This is a genomic window from Streptomyces glaucosporus, assembly GCF_039533345.1.
Classification (GTDB): Bacteria; Actinomycetota; Actinomycetes; order Streptomycetales; family Streptomycetaceae; genus Streptomyces; species Streptomyces glaucosporus.
On record NZ_BAAATJ010000023.1, the window covers coordinates 1 to 22,314 of the forward strand.

The 22,314-nt window shown below is 70.2% G+C and carries 21 protein-coding genes and 1 pseudogene; 11 read left to right on the forward strand and 11 right to left on the reverse strand.

All coding sequences use genetic code 11. The features are described from left to right. The 4 genes and pseudogenes from ABD358_RS21440 to ABD358_RS21455 form a co-directional block, all read left to right on the forward strand. Positions 1–203 (forward strand): annotated as a pseudogene (locus ABD358_RS21440) (hypothetical protein); the annotation flags it as partial. A gap of 50 nt (positions 204–253) precedes the next feature. Beyond that, positions 254–793: a hypothetical protein gene (locus ABD358_RS21445; protein WP_344632732.1), complete on the forward strand. Its 540-nt coding sequence runs from the start codon at positions 254–256 to the stop codon at positions 791–793. 45 nt (positions 794–838) lie between these two features. Beyond that, complete coding sequence (locus tag ABD358_RS21450; protein ID WP_344632733.1) at positions 839–1,183, forward strand: hypothetical protein; 345 nt, start codon at positions 839–841, stop codon at positions 1,181–1,183. Positions 1,184–1,402: 219 nt separating this feature from the next. Continuing rightward, on the forward strand, positions 1,403–1,741 hold the full coding sequence (locus ABD358_RS21455; RefSeq protein WP_344632734.1) for a DUF6881 domain-containing protein: 339 nt from the start codon (positions 1,403–1,405) through the stop codon (positions 1,739–1,741). Here ABD358_RS21455 and ABD358_RS21460 read toward each other — a convergent pair. The 3 genes from ABD358_RS21460 to ABD358_RS21470 all read right to left on the reverse strand — a co-directional run bounded on the left by ABD358_RS21460 (position 1,723) and on the right by ABD358_RS21470 (position 4,483). Continuing rightward, positions 1,723–1,929, reverse strand: coding sequence for a DUF397 domain-containing protein (locus ABD358_RS21460; RefSeq protein WP_344632735.1), 207 nt, complete (start codon positions 1,927–1,929; stop codon positions 1,723–1,725). The two genes, ABD358_RS21455 and ABD358_RS21460, sit on opposite strands and share 19 nt — an antisense overlap. Then, complete coding sequence (locus ABD358_RS21465; RefSeq protein ID WP_344632809.1) at positions 1,926–2,810, reverse strand: helix-turn-helix domain-containing protein; 885 nt, start codon at positions 2,808–2,810, stop codon at positions 1,926–1,928. The genes ABD358_RS21460 and ABD358_RS21465 overlap by 4 nt, the downstream gene beginning before the upstream one ends. 293 nt (positions 2,811–3,103) lie before the next feature. Continuing rightward, positions 3,104–4,483, reverse strand: coding sequence for a polysaccharide lyase 6 family protein (locus ABD358_RS21470; protein ID WP_344632736.1), 1,380 nt, complete (start codon positions 4,481–4,483; stop codon positions 3,104–3,106). Between the two features lie 434 nt (positions 4,484–4,917). Here ABD358_RS21470 and ABD358_RS21475 point away from each other — a divergent pair, with 434 nt between their 5' ends. The 5 genes from ABD358_RS21475 (at position 4,918) to ABD358_RS28545 (ending at position 8,698) form a co-directional block, all read left to right on the forward strand. Continuing rightward, a complete protein-coding gene (locus tag ABD358_RS21475; RefSeq protein WP_344632737.1) occupies positions 4,918–5,724 on the forward strand; it encodes a hypothetical protein in 807 nt (268 codons plus the stop codon). A 252-nt stretch (positions 5,725–5,976) separates the two neighbouring features. Beyond that, positions 5,977–6,417, forward strand: a complete 441-nt coding sequence (locus tag ABD358_RS21480; RefSeq protein WP_344632738.1) for an ATP-binding protein — start codon at positions 5,977–5,979, stop codon at positions 6,415–6,417. Positions 6,418–6,773: 356 nt separating this feature from the next. After that, entirely contained in the window at positions 6,774–7,694 is a 921-nt protein-coding gene (locus ABD358_RS21485; RefSeq protein WP_344632739.1) for a helix-turn-helix domain-containing protein, read from the forward strand. Between the two features lie 111 nt (positions 7,695–7,805). Next, complete coding sequence (locus ABD358_RS21490) at positions 7,806–8,264, forward strand: helix-turn-helix domain-containing protein (RefSeq protein WP_344632740.1); 459 nt, start codon at positions 7,806–7,808, stop codon at positions 8,262–8,264. 320 nt (positions 8,265–8,584) lie between these two features. Then, positions 8,585–8,698, forward strand: a complete 114-nt coding sequence (locus ABD358_RS28545; protein ID WP_486388654.1) for a VapC50 family PIN domain-containing toxin — start codon at positions 8,585–8,587, stop codon at positions 8,696–8,698. A 183-nt stretch (positions 8,699–8,881) separates the two neighbouring features. Here ABD358_RS28545 and ABD358_RS21495 read toward each other — a convergent pair whose 3' ends face one another. Both ABD358_RS21495 and ABD358_RS21500 read right to left on the reverse strand, forming a co-directional pair. After that, complete coding sequence (locus ABD358_RS21495) at positions 8,882–9,832, reverse strand: hypothetical protein (protein WP_344632741.1); 951 nt, start codon at positions 9,830–9,832, stop codon at positions 8,882–8,884. Positions 9,833–10,189: 357 nt separating this feature from the next. After that, positions 10,190–10,732: a hypothetical protein gene (locus tag ABD358_RS21500; protein WP_344632742.1), complete on the reverse strand. Its 543-nt coding sequence runs from the start codon at positions 10,730–10,732 to the stop codon at positions 10,190–10,192. Positions 10,733–10,962: 230 nt separating this feature from the next. On the opposite strand from ABD358_RS21500, the gene ABD358_RS21505 reads away from it, so the two are divergent. Then, positions 10,963–11,799 (forward strand): hypothetical protein, encoded by an 837-nt coding sequence (locus ABD358_RS21505; protein ID WP_344632743.1) that lies wholly within the window; start codon positions 10,963–10,965, stop codon positions 11,797–11,799. A gap of 20 nt (positions 11,800–11,819) precedes the next feature. Further along, entirely contained in the window at positions 11,820–12,557 is a 738-nt protein-coding gene (locus tag ABD358_RS21510) for a hypothetical protein (protein WP_344632744.1), read from the forward strand. 159 nt (positions 12,558–12,716) lie between these two features. Here ABD358_RS21510 and tuf read toward each other — a convergent pair whose 3' ends face one another. The 6 genes from tuf to ABD358_RS21540 all read right to left on the reverse strand — a co-directional run bounded on the left by tuf (position 12,717) and on the right by ABD358_RS21540 (position 22,188). Further along, entirely contained in the window at positions 12,717–13,910 is a 1,194-nt protein-coding gene (gene tuf, locus ABD358_RS21515; protein ID WP_344632745.1) for an elongation factor Tu, read from the reverse strand. Positions 13,911–14,136: 226 nt separating this feature from the next. Then, the gene (gene fusA, locus ABD358_RS21520; RefSeq protein ID WP_344632746.1) at positions 14,137–16,257 is read right to left on the reverse strand and encodes an elongation factor G; all 2,121 of its coding nucleotides are present in this window, start codon (positions 16,255–16,257) and stop codon (positions 14,137–14,139) included. Between the two features lie 38 nt (positions 16,258–16,295). Further along, on the reverse strand, positions 16,296–16,766 hold the full coding sequence (rpsG, locus tag ABD358_RS21525) for a 30S ribosomal protein S7 (protein WP_031510640.1): 471 nt from the start codon (positions 16,764–16,766) through the stop codon (positions 16,296–16,298). Between the two features lie 2 nt (positions 16,767–16,768). Then, the gene (rpsL, locus tag ABD358_RS21530; protein ID WP_003948652.1) at positions 16,769–17,140 is read right to left on the reverse strand and encodes a 30S ribosomal protein S12; all 372 of its coding nucleotides are present in this window, start codon (positions 17,138–17,140) and stop codon (positions 16,769–16,771) included. Between the two features lie 370 nt (positions 17,141–17,510). Beyond that, on the reverse strand, positions 17,511–17,990 hold the full coding sequence (locus ABD358_RS21535; protein ID WP_344632810.1) for a DUF1707 and DUF4190 domain-containing protein: 480 nt from the start codon (positions 17,988–17,990) through the stop codon (positions 17,511–17,513). A gap of 277 nt (positions 17,991–18,267) precedes the next feature. Further along, positions 18,268–22,188, reverse strand: coding sequence for a DNA-directed RNA polymerase subunit beta' (locus ABD358_RS21540; protein WP_344632747.1), 3,921 nt, complete (start codon positions 22,186–22,188; stop codon positions 18,268–18,270). Positions 22,189–22,314: the final 126 nt, after the last annotated feature.

Below are 22,314 nucleotides of genomic sequence, written 5' to 3' on the forward strand. Positions count from 1 at the left end.
TCACCCGGACCGGGCCGTCCCGCGCACGGATCTGGGTGGACGGCTGGGGAGAGTCCTTCTTCGGCTGCCAGGAGCTGCGCTGGGCCGCGTACACCGCGGGCGCCCGGCGCGTCGACGGCCCCGCCGTCCGGCGGTCCGGCGTGTGGGCGTCGGAGGCCGGGGAGGACGGGAGCCGGGCGTGGGAGCGGCGGCCGGGCCCCTGAACGCGGCCGACGCGGGCCGGCCCGGGGACCGCCGCCGGGGAGGCGCGGACGTGCACCCCGGCGTCGCGCGGCTCGCCGCGGCCGTCCCCCCTCCCGCCGGCGTCCGCCCCAGGGACCGGCGGCGGGTGGAGAGCATGCTCGGCACCCCGCTCCCGGCGGACTGCAAGCAGCTCGTGGACCTCTGCGGCGGAGGCGTCTTCGACGACACGGTCCGGCTCCTGGAGCCCGGTTGCGCCAACAGGCACTACGACCTGCTGACCAGGAACGCGAACTGCCCCGGGGAGCTGGAGTCCCTCCGGGAAGCGGGCGAGCCCAGGCCCGCGGAACCCGACGAGCCCGGCAGCCGCCTCGTGTCCTGGGCCGTGACGGGGAACGGCGAGTACCTGGTCTGGCTCGCCCGCCCCGGCCGGCGCCCCGACGACTGGACCGTCATGGTCGACGAGGGACGCGGACCCGAGTGGGAGAGCCACCCGTTGTCGTGCACCGGATTCCTGAACGCCGTCCTCCTGACCGGGGACGCCGAGTCCGAGGCGTTCTACGGCATGCCCTTCGAGCAGCACGGTTTCCGGCCGAGCGCCGACTTCCTCTGACCCCACTCTCCCCCACCGCACCCGCCCCACGAGGAGCCCCGGACCATGCCGCGCACCACTCCCGACCGCCCGGTGGACATCGAGGCGTTGTTCCCCGAACTGTCCCACCACCGGCGCACCGCCACACGCCTCCACCCGCGCCCCGGCACGCCCACCGCGCACCACAGCTCGGTGGGCGGCCCCTTCCTGTGGCCCGCGGACGAGCCGTGGCCGGTGTGCCGGGAGCGCCACCGGCGCAGCCACGGCGAGCGGCCGGCGGACGTCCGGCTCCGCCGGCACGTCCTGGCCGAGGCGTGGAGCCGGCGGACGGAGACCGGTGAGCGACCGGGCCCCACCGAGGCGGAGCGGACGCTCCTCGACGGCCTGGAGCCGGGCGAGCACGCCCCCTGACCGGGGGAGACCGACCCCGTTCCCCTGCTGCCCGTCGCCCAGCTGTTCCGCCGGGACGTCCCCGATCTGAAGGCGCCCAGGGGGTGCGACCTCCTCCAGCTCCTGTGGTGCCCGTACGACGGGCACCGGGAGCTGGGCACCGTCGGCGTCCACCTGCGGTGGCGCGCCGCCTCGGACGTCCTCTTCCGCTGGACGCTCGGCCGTGGCTGAGAGGACACCATGGATCCTGTGATGGAGTACTGGCGGGTCGAGTGGCACCACGACTTCGGCGGGGAGCCCGTGCTCTTCTTCCACGAGATCGGCCCCGACCGGTGGGAGACGCGGAGAGTCCAGGGCTACCAGGACGGCCGTCTGCTGCGGGCGGACGCCGGGCACGAGGCGGGTGACGTCCTCCTCGCCGAAGTCCCGTTCGGCGACATCGCCGACGTGGCGGCCCAGGAGGAGTTCTCCGCCCGCGTGATCGACCGCCACGAGTTCGAGGCCGTCTGGCGGCGGGCCCGTTGGCCGGCGTCCGGCTCCGGCGGGCATCCGGCCGGGGGTCAGCGACCTGCCGTGTAGGACACGAAGCTGTCCCACGCCTCCGGCGTGAAGGCGAGCCGCGGCCCCTGCACGTCCTTGGAGTCGCGGACGTGGACGGTGCCGGGGGTGGCCGCGACCTCGACGCAGTCGGGGCCGTCGTTGCTGCTGTGGCTGCTCTTGATCCACTCCAGCTCGGAGCCGTCTCCGGCGGAAGGCTTGAAGGTCATGTCTCTCCCAGCGCTTTCTCGATGAAGGCCAGCGACTCCCGTGGCGTGAGAGCCTGCGCTCGGATCATTCCGTACCGCATCTCAAGGATCTGGACCTCCTTGGGATCGGAAACCAGGCGGCTTGTGAGCTGGGCTTCCGAGTACCCCACCGCCGAGCCGTCCCTGAGCTTCAGCACACGCAGTTCGCCGGCCATCCCGGCGTGTTCTTCACAGCTCGTCGGCATCACCTGGATCTCGACGTGCCGCAACTGCCCGACTTCCAACAGGCGTTCGAGTTGGCGTCGCAGGACCATTCTGCCCCCGAGCGGGCGTCGGAGCGTGACCTCTTCCTGGACAAAGGTCAGCAGAGGTGCGGGCTGCCGCTCGAAGATCTTCTGTCGGGCCATGCGAGCGGCCACGTGTCGTTCGATGTCGTCCGCGCTGTACGCGGGGCGCCGCATCTCGAACAGCGCCCGCGCGTACTCCTCGGTCTGCAACAGACCGTGCATGTTGTGGTTGCCGTAGGCGCCCAGCTCGACGGCCTCGGCCTCCAGCCTGGCCAGGTCGCGGACCTTCTTGGGGTAGCGGGCCTCCGCCACGTCGTCCTTCAGCGCCGCCAGCTTGCCGCCCGCGTTCAGCACCCGATCCGCCCTGGCCAGGAACTCCGGGTGCGGCAGTCGTTTGGCCCGCTCCACCGCCGAGACCATGCCCAGGCTGTAGCCGATGGCCCTGCCCAGCTCCTCCTGGGTCAGCCCGGCCGCCTCCCGCCACAGCTTGATCTGGCGGCCGGCGGCCCTCACCACCGCCCCGTACTCGTCGTCCCAGCCCTCGCCCCAGGAAGCGCCGTCCGCGCCGTCCGTCGTGTGGTCCGTGCGGCTCGTGTGCTCGTTGTCCACAGTCATGTGCATCAGCCCTCCGTCCGCGCCCGTGTCCAACGGCGTCCGCCCTCGGCCCGTCACCCCGCACAGGCCGCACAGAACCGGACCGCGCCCGCACAACCGCCCCCTGCTCGAACGCCGTTGCCGACCACGTTAGGTGCGGAATCACCGCTTCACGTCACACAGGGCAGGAAATCACCCGAACCGGAAATTCCACTCCCGTCGGGCGCTCACCGCCCGGAACCGTCGTGCGGCCCGGCCCGCCGGGGACGCCCCCGGCGGGCCGGGTGCGGTCCCTCACGGTGCCTCGCGGTGCCTCACTTCGAGGACGGGCCGACGTCCTCCGTGGTCAGCGGTACGCGCGTGACGGAGGGTTCCGCCTCGAACTGCTCGGCCCCGGCGTGCGCGGCCGACGGCCGGGGGCGTCCGTTGATGTCGTTCCTCAACTGCGGGAAGGAGTCCGGCACCCGCCCCACGGCCGGGATCTTCACGGACTCCCGGGTGAGCCGCAGCACCCCCGCCCGGTCGGCCTTCAGCCGGGGGTCGGCCTGCACGCCGCCGGAGGTGGGCAGGTCGCCCTGCGGCTTGGTCGTCACATTGCCCCGCCAGGTGAACCCCTTGGCCGCGGGCACCTGCACCGCCTTGCCGTCGGAGACCAGGATGTTGGCGGCCACCGTCACCGACGACGGCGGCACCTCGCCGCTCTTGACCCGCAGCGCGGCCTGCCCGGCGGTGGCGACGACGGTGTTGTGGACGACGAGCGCCCGCCGGGCCGGCCGGTGCTCCCCCTTGGCGTCCCCGGGACCGATGATCAGCTGGCCCTCGCCCTGGATGTGGTTGTTGAACACCTCGTGGTCGTCGCCGTAGATCCGGATTCCGGCCGTGCCGAGCAGGAAGTTGCCGCTGACCGTGGTGTTGTCGCCCGAGCGCAGCACGATCGACCCGCGGCTGCCGCCGATCACCGTGTTGTTCCGCACCACGTTGCCGGAGCACTTGACGGAGACCACCTCGTCGTCCCCGCTCGCCGCCAGGAAGAGGTTGTCCTCGATCACCGCTTCGGCGACCGCCGGTCCCTTCACCCCGTAGCCCAGCCGGATGGCCTCGCCGCCGTTGCCGCCGGTGAAACGGTGGTCGTGGAAGAGGTTGCGGTCCACCCGCACCCGGCGCGCCACGGTGTCGCCGGGCCCGTCGATCTGGAGGAAGACGCCCTGGGCGGACTTGTGCCGGAAGGCGTTGCGGTCCACGCGGGTGTGGTCGGCCCTCACGATCAGCCAGCTGTTCTTGCCGGCCGGTTCGTCGAACTCGAAGAGGTTGCGGGTGATCCTGATGTGCCGGGCGGTGTGCGGAACCTCCATCGGGGTGCGCTGCCGGAACTGGAACCCCTGGATCACCAGATGCTCGGCCCTGCCGAAGGCGAAGCCCGCCGTCCCGTCGAGGACGGCCTTGCCGCGCCGGGCGGAGGCGACGGTGATGGGCGCCTCCTTCGTGCCGGCCGCCTGGAGCGTCACCGGCTCGTTCCAGCGGTAGCTGCCCGGAGCCAGCTCGACCCGGTCGCCGGGCGCGGCCCCGGCCAGGGCTTTCAGCAGCTCCTTGGCGCTGTCCACCGTGATCGTCCGGCCCGCGGTCGCGCCGGTCGCGGTGGCCACGCCGGCCGCGGTGGTCGTCATGTCGTCCTGGGCGGACGGAGCCTCGGTCATCGGAATTCCCCCTGCTGCGACGGCCGCGTGCACGCGTCCGGCGGCAGGCGTCCTGCGGCGGTCCGGTGCGGTACGGGCGACTCGTGCGGTTTCTGCGGTCCGGGCCATTGTTTCCGGGTCCGCCGCCGTCCTCCCGGGGTTTCACCGGCGCGCCGGGGTTTCCGTCCGCCGGGCCGCCGCCCCACCCGCCACCGGACCCCCGCACCGGGGTCCCGCCGGTTCCGCCTCGCCGCCGCCCGGGCAGACCCCGAGCGGGCACCGAGCGGAACGACGCCGAGTACACCGGGTGCGGCGGAACCCAACCCCGGCGGAACCGCCCGGGAACGGACCGGGTTCCTCCTCGATGATCACGATCGATACGATCCCGCCGCCGGTGGCCGAAACCGTCCGTCGCCGGTTCGCGTGGTGTACGACGCCGACGGAGGAACGCGACGATGACATGGCAGAACACGGCCCAGCCCGGACCCCGTCCCGGCGAGGCGTCCCAGTACGGGGCACCGCGTCCGGAGCCGGCCACGGGCCCGCTGGGCGTCATCGGCCCGTTCTACGTCGCGCGGCTGATCTTCACCCCTTCACGTTCCGACCTGCTCGTGGACCCGCTGCTGAGGAAGGTGCAGCTCCTCCGCGCCTGGACCGGCATCCTGATGACCGTCTGGCTCGCCCACACCTACCGGACCGCGGACTCCACCACCGAGTTCCTGGGTGAACGCCTCAACCAGCTCGGGCTGGGCGTCCTGCTGCTGGCGATCACCTTTCCGCTCGTGATCGGGGCGTTCATCACGGCGGCGCGCCCCCCGCGCCGCGCCCTGTACGCCCGGCGCACCCTCAAACCGCTGGGCGCGCTGCTCGCCTTCGCCGCCTGCTGGGCGTTCTTCAGCGAATTCATGAGGCCCATGGCCGACGCGATCGTGTCGGCCGCGCCCATCATCGGCCACCTGGCGATGGTCGTCGTAGTGCTGTGGTTCGTCCTCTTCACCGTCCGCAGCATGCTGCTGGCCGTCAGCCACGTCCTGCGGGTCGCCGACGTCCACGAGTTGCTGGCACCGCTGCTCAGCACGGTGCTGGTCTGGGAGCTGGCCGTCGCCGACCTGTTCCTCGGCGACTTCGGCGACGCGCCGCTCGCCGTGCGCCTGCTGTTCATACTGGGCGCCCCCCTGTCGGTGACCGCCCTGTCCCTGTGGGAGGCCCGGCGGCTGCAAACCCGCCACGGCATCACCCTGCGCGGTGCCCTGCTGCGCTGAGGGGCGGGAAGGGAGGCGGCGGCCATGCCGGGAACGCCGCCGGGCGCGGAAGTCCTCCGCGTCCCGCGTGTCCGCCGTCATGGGGTTCCGGACAACCCGCGGCACGCCGCCGGTCCGGCCCCGGCGCGCCGCGCACCGCACAGAGCCGCGCACCGCACAGAGCCGCACCGGCGGGCACGCGATTCGACAACCGTCCGCTGACCGCAGGTCACCACTGGCCGGATGCGCCACCGAGCGGCCACGCTGCGTGAGGTGAGCCCAGAGACCACCCGAACCCAAAACCCCGCCCCCGTCCGGGAGTTCACCGTGCTGCTCTCCCCCACCCGCCGGGGCGCCCGGCTGGCCCGGCTCCTCACCGTCGCGCACCTGGCCGACTGGGGACTGCCCACCGAGACGGCCGCGCAGATCGTCGCCGAACTCGCCGGCAACGCCGTCCGCCACGGACGTGTCCCCGGCCGGGACTTCCGCCTCAGACTGCGCGTCACCGGCGACGGCACCCCCCACGTCCTCCGCGTCGAGGTGGCCGACGCGCGCGGCGACCGCCTCCCCGCCGTCCCCCGCCCGCCGGCGCCCGGCGACGCGGAGGGCGGGCGCGGGCTGCTGCTGGTCGAGGCGCTGGCCGACCGCTGGGGCGTCGAGACCGGGCCGGTGCCCCGCAAGACGGTCTGGGCCGAGATCGCCCTCACCCCCTGAGCCGCCCCGCCGCACGCGCACCGCACCGCATCGCACCGCCCCGGGGACATGCCCCCGCAGGGCCTCCGCCACGGGCCCCCACCGGATCGCGGCGGAACGCGAGCCGGTACGGGAGGACCCGGCGGGGCACGGCGTCAAAAGCTTCGAAGAACCGGGAAAGAACCCCACCCGACCCAACCCCCGCCCCCGTCACACGTACGGGTGAGACGAGCCGACTGAGCCGATATGCACGCCGGTCGCCCGGCATAGTCGTCGCCACGACGAGCACCACCACACCCCACACATGCGACGGCCCCCGACGGGACTGGCATCCCGGCCGAGGGCCTGACCACCGAGGAAGAGTAGGACTTCCCCTGATGGCTGAGCCGCAGCTTAGCGCGCCCTCGCGCACACCATCCGGCGTTCCGCGAAGCGGCGTCGTCCATGTCACCGTCCGCCACACCGAGCGCTTCACGGTCGTCGGCAACCACCTCGCCCAGCACGGCGAACTGTCCCTGACCGCGATCGGGCTCGCCGTCCACATCCAGTCCCTCCCCCAGGGCGCGCGGGTGGACATCCGCACCCTCGCCGCCCGCTTCCCCGAGGGCGAGACGCGCATCGCCGCCGCCCTGCGCGAACTGGAGGCCCACGGCTACCTGGAGCGGACGCGGACACGGCTGCCGGGCGGCCGGATCGTCACGCGCACGGTGTCGTACAACAACCCGGCGGCGCGGGCGGGCATCCCGCGATCGTCCGTATGCCTCACCCGGCCTGCGCCGGTGCCGGTTCGGGTGCCGGTGGCGTCCGCCGTTCCGGACCGTCCCGCCGAACCCGCACCCGCGCCCGCCGTGCCCGCGCCCCCACCCGTGCCGCCTTCGCCGCTGCCGGAACCGCGCACCACCGGCAACCCCGTCCGCGAGCGCGCCGCCACCGCGATCCTCGTCGAGCTGCGCCGCGACGACCCCCGGCTGCTGCTCTCCGAACGGGACGTGAGACGCCTCGCCCCCGCCGTCGCGGCCTGGCTGGAACGCGGTGCCGCGCCCGACGCCGTACGCCGCACCCTCACCGCCGGTCTGCCCGCCGAGCCGCTGCGCCACCCCGCCGCCCTGCTCGCCCACCGCCTCACCGCGCTCCTGCCGCCACCGCTCCCGGCCGCCCCGCCGTCCGCGCCGCCGCCACCGCGCCCCGACCCGCTCCGGAACTGCGACGGCTGCGACCGCGCCTTCCGCTCCCCCGACCCCGGCCTCTGCCGCGACTGCCGCGAGACCTCGACGGCCGAACCGCCCCTGGCCGCCTGATGGACACGATCAGGCCATTCATCTGTTGCGACTGTTTCGAATGCTGCGAATAATGGAAGAGTGTCGAAGAAGGCCCCTGCCGGCATACACCCGCACCCGAGGGAGCCACACATGAGCAAGACAGACATCCGCCCCGTCGGCCTCCCCCCGGAGGAGACGGAAACGGCCAACCGAGCCTTGTCCCGGGTCCGCAGCTATCTGGAGAAGCACCGTGACGTGCCGAAAATCGACGTCACAGTCGAAGGGGAAGGAGCCGAACCACTCACACTGCCGCGAGAAGCGGTCGAGCTGCTGGCCACCACGCTCGCCCACCTGGCAGCCGGCCGCAGCGTCTCCATCGTTCCGCAGAACGCGGAACTCACCACCCAGCAGGCAGCCGACCTGCTCAACGTCTCACGCCCCTTCCTCATCGGGCTCCTACAAGCCGGAGAGATCGAGTACCGCAAGGTCGGCAAACACCGGAGGATTCCGGCGTCCTCACTGATGGACTACAAGCGGCGGGACGACGAACGCCGCCGTCAAGCCGCAGAAGAGCTCACCCAACTGGGCCAAGAGATGGGACTGATCTGACGCATGGCCTTCGTTGCCCTGTACGACGCCAACGTGCTGTACCCGAGCACCCTGCGTGACCTGCTCATATCCATGGCGCAGGACGGCCTCGTGCAGGCCAAGTGGACCGATCGCATCCTTGATGAGACGTTCCGCAACCTGAAGGCCAAACGGCCCGATCTCGACCCCGTCCGGCTCGACCGGACCAGGGAGGCCATGATGAGGGCCGTGCGTGACTGCATGGTCAAGGGCTACGAGCCCCTCATCGAGGCCCAGCCAAGCACCCCGACGCGTTCGTCGAGGACCAGATCGACCTGGACCCGGCCGCCATGTACGCGGCGGTGCGTCGGATCGCGGACAGACGGAAGAACCCGCCGGGGACCGTGCAGGACGTGCTCGCCTCGCTGGAGCGAGACGGCATGGTCGCCGCCGCGGCGGCCCTGCGAGCGCTCTGACCCGACCCGAGAGCCCCCTGCCGGCCACCGCCCCCACGACCGCGGCCACCCCTGCCCGCAACGCACGGCCCGACCTCGCCCCTGTCCTCACCCCCGCCCGGACCGCTGGAGGGCACCGTCCCCGGCGAACGCGACCGGGGCCGCCCCTGGCTGGGGCGGCCCCGGTCATGCGTCTGCCGACGGTCACTTGACGTCGACGTAGTCTCCGGTGGCCTTGACGGCCGGAGTGGTGGAGGTGCCGGCGAAGTTCCAGCGCCAGTAGCCGTCCACCGACGCGGTGCGGGTGGTCTTCAGGCTGCCGGTGCTGTCGGTGTACACCGTCTTGAGGGTGGTGTACGTGTCCGTGCCCTTCTTCCGGAACTGCAGCTTCACGGGCTGCTTGGTGTAGCCCTTGTAGGTGCTCGTGTCCCAGTTGGCGCGGGTGAGCTTGCCGGTGATGGTGATGGTCTTGCCCTTGGCCACCGGCTCCGGGGAGGCGTTGACCGTCAGCTTGGAGTAGCGCTGGAGCTTGGTGGTGGCCAGGCCGCTGTCCTGATCGGTGTACCCGACCCGGCTGAGGTCCAGGGGCTCCTCCGGGTTCTGGCCGTTGAAGTCGATCGCGTAGCCGACCGCCTTCCAGGTGGCGGCGTCCTCGTTGAAGAGCTGCTCGTACGGGTAGACGTCGATCGTGCCCTTGCAGTTGGCGACCGTGTCGGAGACCGACGTGCAGGTCGGCCAGTAGTCGCCCTCGAGCACGTTCTCCGCCTCCGCGTACGACGCGCCGCGGTAGATCGCGACGTCCGCGAAGAAGTCCTCGGCGTGGATGTCGACGTCGGCGCCGTGGGTCAGGGTGAAGGAGAGCGGAACGGTCACCTGGTTCTTGGTGCCCGCCACGATCGGCTTGCCGTTGTTCACCTTCACCTTGGAGAAGGTGACGTCGATCGCGTACGGGACGTCGTCCTCCGCGGAGGCGACGCGCGACTTCCCGGTCGTCTCGGGAGAGCCCGTCTGCTGGGCATCGCGGGCGGCCTGTGCGATCTCCGCGACGTCCGCGCGCTCCGGGCGGTCGGAGTCGCCGGCCTGCGCGGCCGGAACGGAGAGAGCGGACAGGGCCAGGGCGCCGGTGACGGCGGCCACGGTGGCACGTATGCGCATGCGATTCCTCGGATGGGAAGAGGCCGCGGCGGAAACTGAGCCGGGCCGGTGATCGGGAGTCTGCTGACTCCACATCACCAGACCAATAACTGTGGCCACTGGTTGCACAGAGGGTGAAGTTTTTGTGTACGGGTCGCCGGAAGCGCGCGGGGCGGCCCGGATGCCCGCGGACGGTCCGGCCGATACGGTCCCGCAGCCGGCGGCTTCGTCCGCCGCCGGCCCCTGCGCGCCGTTCCCGCCGGGCGCCACCGGGCGTTCCCTGCGCGGGCGCCCTGCGGGGCCGAGCGGCACACCGCAGGGCACGGCCCGCTCATCGGGCGGGCCGTGCCCACGCGGACCCCGCGCCGGGAGCGTCCGCTACTTGACCTTGTACTTGCAGCCGGAGACGTCCTTGCCGTCCCCGTTGTCGTCGACCTTCTTCCCGTCGACCTTGATCACGCACGACGCGGCCGTGAGCTGCCCGTCGTCGCCCTGCACCGAGCCGGGCACGATCGTCACCAGGACGCCGACCTTCTGCTCGGCGGGAGTCAGGGAGAGCTCGACCGTCTTGCTCCACGGGAGCGTGACCTGCTCGGTCTTGTTGGTGTCCGCCGTGTAGAAGACCTGGGTCCTGCCGTCACCGCCGACTTCCAGGGTCACCTCGCGCGTGACCTCACCGCCGCCGGACCCGCCGGAACCGCCCTCGGCGCCGTCCTCGGAGGAACCCCCCGAGGCACCGTCCGACGACTCCTCCGCTCCCCCGTCCTGCTGCCCGTCGCCGGCCGAGGGCCGGGCGGACGCCTCGGCCGCGCCGTCCTTCTTCCCCGGCTCCGCGCCCGTGTCCTCACCGCCACCGCCGCCGCAGCCCGCCAGCAGAGCCGCCGCCGCGGCGAGAGCCAGTCCGGTGACCTTCCTGCGCATGTCTCCCCCTCGTGGATCGGAACCGGTCCGGCGATCCTAGCCAGCCGCTCCCGACCGGGCGCGGGGCATCCCGCCCGGAGCCGCACGGATTCCATCGGCATATGCCGCAGCTTCGCACGAGACACCGCAGAGGAACCGATGCCCACCCGTACCCGCAAAACCATCACTTTCCGTCAGTGCCGAGGTGTACGGTCGTCGCCGGTGACGGCACGTCGGGGGGATGGTCGAGGATGGGAATCCGCTACCGGGCCGAGCAGATCGTGCTGGCCGTGATGGCCGCGACGGGCATCGTCGTCGTCCCCGCCGACCTCCTCGGCTGGCTCGACGAACTGGCACCGGGCGGCACCCTCCCGAAGGTCACCCTGCTCATCCTGAGCACGGTCACCCTCTTCCTCTTCCTGGAGTTCGACCGGCTGCGCGTCCTCGACAACGTCAACCTCCAGCTCTCCAAACTCGACATCGACGGCATCGCGCGCGACCTCAGGCAGGAGCACTACGGCGGCGTGGTCCAGGTCCACCGGCGCTTCCCGGAGGAGAGGTTCACCCACCTCCTCGGCGAGGCCGACCGCGAGATATGCGTCCTCCAGACCTGGATCCCCAACCTCCACCGGTTCGACTCGGAACTGGAGAGGGCCGTCACCGAGCGGCGGGCCCGGGTGCGCGTCCTGCTGCTGCACCCGGCCTCGCCCGTGGCGCGGCTGCGCGACGAGGCCCTGCGCACCGTCCGGGACCCGGCCATGGAGGAGGACGTGCGGGCGGGCGTCGAGCGGTGCCTGTCCATCCTGGAGTCCCTCCACCGCGCCCTCCGGGAGGAGGACCGGGAACGCCTCCAGGTGCGCGTGTACAACTCCCTGCCGTCGATCGCCGTGTACAAGACCGACGACCACTACCTGGTCAGCTCGTTCCTCCACGGCCGGCTCGCCATCGACTCCACCCAGCTGGAGATCCGCGGCGGCGACACCGTGATGGGCCGGGAAATCCAGCAGGAGCTGGACACGCTGTGGCGGATCGGCCGCGACGTGGACCTCCGCGACTGGCGCGGCTCGGTCGGCACCATCAACCTGTGATCCGAGAAGAGGTTACGGCCATGCGAGAACTGGACGAGTTCGAGGACGGACTGATCGAACGGTTCCGGGAACACCCGGTCCTGGCGAACATCCCGCTCCTGCCGGACGGCGACTTCGCCGCGCTCCTGCTCCAGCGCCGCTTCGTGTCGCTGGCCTTCACCCCGGCCTACGACCTGGCGATCGACCTGCTCCGCGACGAGACCGGGCTGCGGATCGCCCGGGTCATCCTCCGCGAGGAGTACCCGGACGGCAGCGGAAGCACCCGCTCCCACCGCGAGGACATGAAGGACGACCTCCTCCGGCTGGGAATCCCCCGGCGGGCCCTGGTCGAGAGCAGACCGACCGAGGCGACACGGCGGGTCCTCGACGAGACCTTCGAGCTGATCGCCGACGCGGGCCGCCACGACGACGCCGACCTGCGGCTGCTGACGATCCTGCGGTTCTGGGGCGAGGTCCTGGTCTCGGTCGAGTACGGGCGGCTGTGGGAGCGGATGGAGCCCCTGCTGACGCAGAACGGCGAGAACCGTTCGCGTTTCTACTACCCGCACCACGTCCACGACGCCAAGGCCCACCCGCTCACGGACGCGTCCCTGCTGTCCACCACGCACTCCGACCGGCTCGCCACCCGGATCAGCGAGCTCCTGGCCCGCGGCGAGGGGTCGGCCGACTGCTTCCGCGAGACGGAGGAACGGGCCCTCCGCCTCAAGACGTCCTTCTACGACCAGTTCCTGCCGGCGCTGGAGCGCGCCCCGGCCTGACCCGGCCGGGATCCGGCCGCCCCCGCGCCGAACGGGACGCCGGAGACGCCGAGAGGGCCCGTACGACACGAGGTCGTACGGGCCCTCTCACCAGCCGAGGCTGGGAATCCGCCTAGGGCGGCGTCCCTCCTCCCCTGTTCCGGGCAGGAGGGGACCAGATCACTTGAGGATCTTGGTGACCTGGCCGGCGCCGACGGTCCGGCCACCCTCACGGATGGCGAACTTCAGGCCCTCCTCCATGGCGACCGGCTGGATCAGCTGGACGGTCATGGCGGTGTTGTCGCCCGGCATGACCATCTCGGTGCCCTCGGGGAGGGTCACGACGCCGGTCACGTCGGTGGTCCGGAAGTAGAACTGCGGACGGTAGTTGTTGAAGAACGGGGTGTGGCGGCCACCCTCGTCCTTCGACAGGATGTAGGCCGTGGCCTCGAACTCGGTGTGCGGGGTGACCGAACCCGGCTTGATGATGACCTGGCCGCGCTCGACGTCCTCGCGCTTGACACCACGGAGCAGCAGACCGACGTTCTCACCGGCCTGGCCCTCGTCGAGCAGCTTGCGGAACATCTCGATGCCGGTGACCGTGGTCTTGGTCTTCTCTTCCCGGATGCCGATGATCTCGACTTCCTCGTTCACCTTGAGCACACCGCGCTCGATACGGCCGGTGACGACCGTACCGCGACCGGTGATGGTGAAGACGTCCTCGATCGGCATCAGGAACGGCTTGTCGACCTCGCGCTCCGGCTCCGGGATCGACTCGTCGACGGCCTTCATCAGGTCGAGGACGGACTGCGCCCACTTCTCGTCGCCCTCCAGCGCCTTCAGCGCGGAGACGCGGACGACCGGGACGTCGTCGCCCGGGAACTCGTACTCGGAGAGCAGCTCACGGACCTCGAGCTCGACGAGCTCCATGATCTCCTCGTCGTCCACCATGTCGGCCTTGTTCAGGGCGACGACGATGTAGGGGACGCCGACCTGGCGGGCCAGGAGCACGTGCTCCTTGGTCTGCGGCATCGGGCCGTCGGTGGCGGCGACCACGAGGATGGCGCCGTCCATCTGGGCAGCACCGGTGATCATGTTCTTGATGTAGTCCGCGTGACCCGGGCAGTCGACGTGGGCGTAGTGACGGGACTCCGTCTGGTACTCGACGTGCGCGATGGAGATGGTGATACCGCGCTGACGCTCCTCGGGAGCCTTGTCGATGTTCTCGAACGCCGAGACCTCGTTGATGTCGGGGTAGGCGTCGTGCAGCACCTTGGTGATCGCCGCGGTAAGGGTGGTCTTACCGTGGTCGATGTGACCGATGGTGCCGATGTTGACGTGCGGCTTAGTCCGCTCGAACTTCGCCTTCGCCACTGGGGTCCTCCTGTGGACTGGTGCTGTACTCCCCCGCGCTCTGCGGAGGGGTTCAGGTGGTCGTGCCGAACCGGTCAGGACCCCGAGGGGGACGCCCTTGACCGCTTCGTATCTGGGGCGGGGCGCCGGGGCCCCCGCCACCGGACCGGTACGGTCCGGCGGCGGGACGCCCCGAATGCCTTGTTGTGCTCCAGCCTAATGGGTGGATAGCACCGCGAAACGCGTGCTACTCGCCCTTGGCCTTCGCGACGATCTCCTCGGCGACGTTCCTGGGAACCTCGGCGTAGGAGTCGAACTGCATCGAGTAGCTCGCGCGACCGGAGGTCTTGCTGCGCAGGTCACCGACGTAGCCGAACATCTCCGACAGCGGAACCAGGCCCTTGACGACCTTGGCGCCGGCGCGGTCCTCCATGGCCTGGATCTGGCCACGGCGGGAGTTGATGTCACCGATCACGTCGCCCATGTAGTCCTCGGGCGTGGTGACCTCGACGGCCATCATCGGCTCCAGCAGGGCCGGGCTGGCCTTGCGGGCGGCCTCCTTGAAGGCCATGGAACCGGCGATCTTGAACGCCATCTCGGAGGAGTCGACGTCGTGGTAGGCGCCGTCGAGCAGCGTCACCCGCACACCGGTGAGCGGGTAGCCCGCCAGCACGCCGAACTCCATGGCCTCCTGGCAGCCGGCGTCCACCGAGGGGATGTACTCCTTGGGGATGCGGCCACCGGTGACCTTGTTGACGAACTCGTAGCCGTCGCCCTCGAGAGGCTCGACCGAGATCTGCACCTTCGCGAACTGGCCGGAACCACCAGTCTGCTTCTTGTGCGTGTAGTCGACCTTCTCGACGGCCTTGCGCAGGGTCTCGCGGTAGGCCACCTGCGGCTTGCCGACGTTGGCCTCGACCTTGAACTCGCGCTTCATCCGGTCGACCAGCACATCGAGGTGCAGCTCGCCCATGCCGGCGATGATGGTCTGCCCGGTCTCCTCGTTGGTCTTGACCTGGAAGGACGGGTCCTCCTCGGCCAGACGCTGGATGGCGACACCCAGCTTCTCCTGGTCGCCCTTGGACTTCGGCTCGATGGCGACCTCGATCACCGGGGCCGGGAAGTCCATGGACTCCAGGATCACCGGAGCCGACGCGTCGCAGAGGGTCTCGCCCGTGGTGGTCTGCTTCAGACCCATGACGGCGACGATGTCGCCGGCACCCACGTTGTCGATCTCCTCACGCTTGTTCGCGTGCATCCGGTAGATCTTGCCGATGCGCTCCTTCTTGCCCTTCACGGAGTTCAGCACCTGGGTGCCGGACTCCAGACGGCCCGAGTAGACCCGGATGAAGGTGAGCTTGCCCAGGTGCGGGTCGCTCGCGATCTTGAAGGCCAGCGCGGAGAGCGGCTCCTCGTCGGACGGCTTCCGCTTGACGATCTCGTCGGCGTCGGACGGGGACTGGCCCTCGATCGCCTCGATGTCGACCGGCGACGGCAGGTACCGCACGACCGCGTCGAGCAGGGGCTGGACGCCCTTGTTCTTGAACGCGGTGCCGCAGAACACCGGGGTGACGGTGGTGCCGCCGCCCTTGCCGGAGTCGATGGTGATGCGGCGGATCGCCGCGTACAGCTGCTCCTCGCTGGGCTCCTCGCCCTCGAGGTACAGCTCCATCAGCTCCTCGTCGTTCTCGGCGACGGCCTCGACGAGCTTGCTCCGCCACTCCGCGGCGGTGTCGGCGAGGTCGGCCGGGATGTCGACGACGTCGTACATCTCGCCCTTGGCGGCCTCGGCGGACCAGACCAGGGCCTTCATGCGGACCAGGTCCACGACGCCCTGGAAGTCGGCCTCGGCGCCGATCGGGACCTGCATGACCAGCGGCTGCGCGCCGAGGCGGTCCACGATCATCTGGACGCAGCGGAAGAAGTCCGCACCGGTGCGGTCCAGCTTGTTGACGAAGCAGATGCGCGGAACGCCGTAGCGGTCCGCCTGACGCCACACCGTCTCGGACTGCGGCTCGACACCGGCCACGCCGTCGAACACCGTCACGGCACCGTCGAGCACGCGCAGCGAGCGCTCCACCTCGACGGTGAAGTCGACGTGGCCCGGGGTGTCGATGATGTTGATGGTGTGGTCCACGTCGTCGAGCGACCAGTGACAGGTCGTGGCCGCCGACGTGATGGTGATGCCGCGCTCCTGCTCCTGCTCCATCCAGTCCATGGTGGCGGAGCCCTCGTGGGTCTCACCGATCTTGTAGTTCACACCGGTGTAGAACAGGATCCGCTCGGTGGTGGTCGTCTTGCCCGCGTCGATGTGGGCCATGATCCCGATGTTCCGGACCTTGGCCAGGTCAAGTGAAGTGGTAGCCATAAGGCTCAGTCTTCTCTCGGTTCTCGATGGGGAAGCGACTACCAGCGGTAGTGCGCGAAGGCCTTGTTGGACTCGGCCATCTTGTGCGTGTCCTCGCGCTTCTTCACGGCGGCGCCGAGGCCGTTGGAGGCATCGAGCAGCTCGTTCATCAGACGCTCGGTCATGGTCTTCTCACGGCGCGCGCGGGCGTAGCCCACGATCCAGCGCAGCGCGAGAGTGGAGGAACGGCCGGGGCGGACCTCGACCGGAACCTGGTAGGTGGCGCCACCGACGCGGCGGGAGCGGACCTCGAGGGTCGGCTTCACGTTCTCGAGCGCGCGCTTGAGCGTGATGACCGGGTCGTTGCCGGTCTTCTCACGCAGGCCCTCCATGGCGCCGTACACGATGCGCTCGGCGGTGGAGCGCTTGCCGTGCAGCAGCACCTTGTTGATGAGGGAGGTCACCAGAGGAGAGCCGTAGACCGGGTCGACGATGACCGGCCGCTTCGGGGCGGGGCCCTTACGAGGCATGCTTACTTCTCCTTCTTGGCGCCGTAGCGGCTGCGAGCCTGCTTGCGGTTCTTGACGCCCTGGGTGTCGAGGGAGCCGCGGATGATCTTGTAACGAACACCCGGCAGGTCCTTCACACGGCCACCGCGCACGAGCACGATGGAGTGCTCCTGCAGGTTGTGGCCCTCACCCGGAATGTAAGCGGTGACCTCGATGCCGCTGGTCAGACGCACACGCGCGACCTTACGGAGGGCCGAGTTCGGCTTCTTGGGGGTGGTGGTGAAAACGCGCGTGCAGACGCCGCGGCGCTGGGGCGAACCCTCGAGTGCGGGCGTCTTGTTCTTCTCGACCTTGTCCTGCCGGCCCTTGCGGACCAACTGCTGGATCGTAGGCACCGTTTCTCCGGTTTCTGTGTGCCAGTCTCGGTACAACTAACCCGGGCCACTCGCCGACCCACGCGGTCGGGCGTGTCGAAGGCTGCACACTCCCGTCAGCACGGGGCCCTCTGGGTGAGAAGCATGCAGATTTCGGTGTCCCCGTTCTCACTTCCCTGCGCGTCGTGGCGCGTACGGGAGCGCAGGGGATACCCCAGGCACAAGGTCAGAGCGTACCTACCGCATCGGCTCCGGTCAAAACAAATGCCCATGCCACCGTAGTCGGCGCGGAGCGGCGGGGGAAGGGCTCCCCGACCGCCCCCGGCGCTTCCCGCGAGCCGTCCGCTCCGGGTCTTCGAAGCCTCCCCGAGGCCGTTGTCCGGCCCCTCCGTCAGGGGCCGGCGGCCACTACCAGCACCAGGACGAGGAGAGCGAAGAACCCGATCGCCAGCCAGCCCAGGACCAGCCCGGCCATGGCCAGCCCGTCGCCCTTCTCGCCCGTCCGCCGGATCTCCGCACGCGCCTTGTGACCGAGGATCACCGCGGGGATGGCGGTGACCCCGTAGAAGGGGGTGAGCACACCGCAGATCAGGGCCGCGGTGGCGGAGTTGTTCGTCTGGGGAGGAGGCGGCAGGAAGGTGCGCGGCACCGCCTGCTGGTACGGCTGCGCGTACTGCTGCGGCGCGGGCGCCGGCACCGCCATCGGCCCCTGCGGCAGATCGGCGATGAGCGTGTGCAACTCCCCGTACGTCTGCGCCTGCTGGGCGCGGACCAGGCGCTGCTCGTACTCCGTCTTGCCCAGCCGCCCCTCGACGAAACCGGCCTTGAGCACGTCGATCGTGCGCTCGCGGTCCGCATGGGACGCCCTCATCATCGGCATCTGGCTCGACACCTGCTGGGCCTGCCGCGGATACGGGCCCGAACCCGCCTGCCCCGGCGGACCGGGTCTGCCCCATGGCTGCGGCTGGTACGACACCGGCTTCACCTCCCCGCTTCCGAACGTCTCCCCATCATCCATGACGTTCGTGCGCCATGGGGAGTTCCGGGCGGTAACGAGCGCCGTGACGGCGCCCCGCGGCGACGACACCGCGGGGCGGCCCCCGGAAAGGGGACCGCCCCGCGGGCGTCACAGGACCGTACCGCCGGCCTCAGCCGTTGTACGGGCCGTAGTCGTAGTCCTCCAGCGGAACCGCCTGGCCGGAGCCCGTGCCGAAGGGCGAGTAGTCGATGTCGTCGTACCCGACGGCCGAGTACATCGCCGCCTTGGCCTCCTCGGTCGGCTCGACCCGGATGTTGCGGTAGCGGGACAGGCCCGTACCGGCCGGGATGAGCTTACCGATGATGACGTTCTCCTTGAGGCCGATCAGGGAGTCCGACTTGGCGTTGATCGCCGCGTCGGTCAGGACCCTGGTCGTCTCCTGGAAGGACGCCGCCGACAGCCACGACTCGGTGGCCAGCGAGGCCTTGGTGATACCCATGAGCTGCGGACGTCCGGAAGCCGGCTGGCCGCCCTCCGCCACGACGCGGCGGTTCTCGGCCTCGAACTTCGAACGCTCCACCAGCTCGCCGGGCAGCAGCTCGGCGTCGCCGGACTCGATGATCGTCACACGGCGCAGCATCTGCCGGATGATGATCTCGATGTGCTTGTCGTGGATCGACACACCCTGCGAGTTGTAGACCTTCTGAACCTCCCCCACCAGGTGCACCTGGACCGCGCGCTGGCCGAGGATGCGCAGCACGTCGTGCGGGTTGGTGGCACCGACGGTCAGCGGCTGGCCGACCTCGACGTGGTCGCCCTCGGAGACCAGCAGACGGGCGCGCTTGGAGACGCCGTAGGAGGTCTCGTCGGAACCGTCGTCGGGGGTGACGACGATCTTCTTGGTCTTCTCGGTCTCCTCGATCCGGACGCGGCCGGCCGCCTCCGAGATCGGGGCGACACCCTTGGGCGTACGGGCCTCGAAGAGCTCGACGACACGCGGCAGACCCTGGGTGATGTCGTCACCGGCCACACCACCGGTGTGGAAGGTGCGCATCGTCAGCTGGGTGCCGGGCTCACCGATGGACTGGGCGGCGATGATGCCGACGGCCTCGCCGATGTCCACCAGCTTGCCGGTCGCCAGCGAGCGGCCGTAGCACATGGCGCAGGTGCCGACGGCGGACTCGCAGGTGAGGACCGAGCGGGTCTTGACCGTCTCCACCCCGTGCTGGATGAGCTCGTCGATGAGCACGTCGCCCAGGTCGGTGCCGGCCGGGGCCAGCACCTTGCCGTCGACGACGACGTCCTCGGCGAGGCAGCGGGCGTACACGCTGGTCTCGACGTTGTCCTCCTTGCGGAGCACGCCGTCGGCGCCCCTGCTCGCGATCACCAGGCGCAGACCGCGGTCGGTGCCGCAGTCCTCCTCGCGGATGATCACGTCCTGCGAGACGTCCACCAGACGACGGGTGAGGTAACCCGAGTCGGCGGTGCGCAGCGCGGTGTCCGCCAGACCCTTTCGGGCACCGTGCGTGGAGATGAAGTACTCCAGCACGGACAGACCCTCGCGGAACGACGCCTTGATCGGACGCGGGATGGTCTCGTTCTTGGCGTTGGACACCAGACCGCGCATACCGGCGATCTGGCGCATCTGCATCATGTTTCCGCGCGCGCCCGAGTCGACCATCATGAAGATCGGGTTGGTCTTCGGGAAGTTCTCCGACATCGCCTCGGCGACCTCGTTGGTCGCCTTGGTCCAGATGGCGATGAGCTCCTGGGACCGCTCGTCCTTCGTGATCAGACCGCGCTCGTACTGCTTCTGGACCTTCTCGTCCTGGGCCTCGTACCTCGCGATGATCTCCTTCTTGGCCTCGGGGACCACGACGTCGGAGATGGCGATGGTGACGCCGGAACGGGTCGCCCAGTGGAAACCGGCCGACTTGAGGTTGTCCAGCGTGGCCGCGACGACGACCTTGGGGTAGCGCTCGGCGAGGTCGTTGACGATCCCGGAGAGCTGCTTCTTGCCCACGGTCTGGTCGACGAACGGGTAGTCCTCGGGCAGCAGCTCGTTGAAGAGCGCGCGGCCCAGGGTCGTCCGCAGCCGGAACGGGTCGCCGGGCTGCCACTCGCCCGCGGGGCCGCTGCCGTCCGCGGCGCCCTCCTCGGCGGCCGGCGGGGTCCAGCCGCGGGGCGGGACCGAGCCGACGGGGAAGCGGATGTCGATCTTCGCCTGGAGCGACAGCTCCTTGGCGTCGAACGCCATGATCGCCTCGGCGACCGAGTTGAAGGACCGCCCCTCGCCCTTGAGTTCGCCCTCCACCTCGTCGGTGGTGAGGAAGAACAGGCCCAGCACCATGTCCTGGGTCGGCATGGTCACGGGGCGGCCGTCGGCCGGCTTGAGGATGTTGTTCGAGGACAGCATCAGGATGCGGGCCTCGGCCTGGGCCTCCGCCGACAGCGGCAGGTGCACGGCCATCTGGTCGCCGTCGAAGTCCGCGTTGAACGCGGTGCACACGAGCGGGTGGATCTGGATGGCCTTGCCCTCGACCAGCTGCGGCTCGAAGGCCTGGATGCCCAGACGGTGCAGGGTCGGCGCACGGTTGAGCAGCACCGGGTGCTCGGCGATGACCTCTTCCAGCACGTCGTACACGACCGTGCGGCCGCGCTCGACCATGCGCTTGGCCGACTTGATGTTCTGCGCGTGGTTGAGGTCCACCAGGCGCTTCATCACGAACGGCTTGAACAGCTCCAGCGCCATGGCCTTGGGCAGACCGCACTGGTGCAGCTTCAGCTGCGGGCCGACGACGATCACGGAACGGGCCGAGTAGTCGACGCGCTTGCCCAGCAGGTTCTGGCGGAAGCGGCCCTGCTTGCCCTTGAGCATGTCGGACAGCGACTTCAGCGGGCGGTTGCCCGGACCCGTCACCGGCCGGCCGCGGCGGCCGTTGTCGAACAGCGCGTCGACGGCCTCCTGGAGCATCCGCTTCTCGTTGTTCACGATGATCTCGGGCGCGCCGAGGTCGAGAAGCCGCTTCAGGCGGTTGTTGCGGTTGATGACGCGGCGGTACAGGTCGTTGAGGTCACTGGTCGCGAAGCGGCCACCGTCGAGCTGCACCATCGGGCGCAGGTCCGGCGGGATGACCGGAACGCAGTCCAGCACCATGCCCTTGGGGCTGTTGCGGGTGTTCAGGAAGGCGGAGACGACCTTGAGGCGCTTGAGCGCACGGGTCTTCTTCTGGCCCTTGCCCGTGCGGATGATCTCGCGGAGCTTCTCGGCCTCCTCCTCCAGGTCGAAGGTCTCCAGGCGCTTCTGCAGCGCCGCGGCACCCATCGAGCCGTCGAAGTAGGTCCCGAAGCGGTCGCGCAGCTCGCGGTAGAGCAGCTCGTCGCCCTCCAGGTCCTGGACCTTGAGGTTCTTGAAGCGGTTCCACACCTCGTCCAGGCGGTCGATCTCGCGCTGGGCGCGGTCGCGGATCTGCTTCATCTCCCGCTCGGCGCTCTCGCGCACCTTGCGGCGGGCGTCGGCCTTGGCGCCCTCGGCCTCCAGCTCGGCCAGGTCCGACTCGAGCTTCTTGGCGCGGGCCTCCAGGTCGGCGTCGCGGCGCTGCTCGATCTGCTGGCGCTCCACGGAGACGTGGGCCTCCAGCGAGGGCAGGTCGCGCTGGCGGCGCTCCTCGTCCACCCACGTGATCATGTAGGCGGCGAAGTAGATGACCTTCTCCAGGTCCTTCGGGGCGAGGTCGAGGAGGTAGCCCAGACGGGAGGGCACGCCCTTGAAGTACCAGATGTGGGTGACGGGGGCGGCCAGTTCGATGTGGCCCATCCGCTCACGGCGCACCTTGGCGCGGGTCACCTCGACGCCGCAGCGCTCACAGATGATGCCCTTGAAGCGGACGCGCTTGTACTTGCCGCAGTAGCACTCCCAGTCCCGGGTGGGGCCGAAGATCTTCTCGCAGAAGAGCCCGTCCTTTTCCGGCTTGAGGGTGCGGTAGTTGATGGTCTCCGGCTTCTTGACCTCGCCGTGGGACCACTGACGGATGTCGTCAGCGGTGGCCAGGCCGATTCGCAGCTCGTCGAAGAAGTTGACGTCGAGCACTCTCGTCAATCCCTCTCAGGGTTGTGCCCCTCGCGTCAGCGAGGCAAGGGGCTCTGTAATGGTCTGAACGGGGGTCCCGGGGAGGCCGGAGAGCCGCCCTTCCTCCCCCGGTGGGGAGGGGTGCGG